General features: G+C 63.3%; 1 protein-coding gene. It reads left to right on the top strand.

Annotated features, from left to right (window positions below):
- Window positions 1-86: 86 nt before the first annotated feature.
- Window positions 87-540, top strand: a 454-nt coding sequence (locus CK944_RS22540; RefSeq protein WP_146038786.1) for a helix-turn-helix domain-containing protein, incomplete at its 3' end; no start/stop codon positions are given.

The following is a 540-nucleotide window of genomic DNA, read 5'->3' on the forward strand; positions in this document are numbered from 1 at the left end:
CCGCAAAGTTAAAATGTCTCACCTCTGCAATTCAGGAATGTCACACTCCCCTGGATGAGCATCGTGTCGATCCTTGGGAGCCGGACATGGGATGGGTGATGATGAGCGAGCGAGAACTGAACCGGATCGAGGTTCTGAGCCAGGTGCTGCAAGGTCGGATGTCAGCCGTGAGTGCGGCGGATGTTCTGGACCTGAGCCGCAGACAGGTTCACCGGCTGCTGAAGCGGTTCGGGGCTGACGGCGCGGCGGCGATCCGGCACCAGGCACGTGGACGGGCATCGAACAACCGGATCGACCCGACGATCCGGGAGGCTGCCATGTCGCTCGTTCGGGACCGCTATGCCGACTTTGGCCCGACCTTGGCGGCCGAGAAGCTGGCGGAGTGTCACGGGCTGACAGTGTCGCGCGAGACCTTGCGCAAGTGGATGCAGGATGCGGGTTTGTGGCTGTCGCGCAAGCAGCGCCGAACATTCCACCAGCCGCGCCTGCGCCGGGAGTGCCTTGGCGAGCTGATCCAGATCGACGGCTCGGATCATCGCT

It is taken from the genome of Paracoccus sp. SY (assembly GCF_002901215.1).
GTDB classification, from domain to species: Bacteria; Pseudomonadota; Alphaproteobacteria; order Rhodobacterales; family Rhodobacteraceae; genus Paracoccus; species Paracoccus acridae.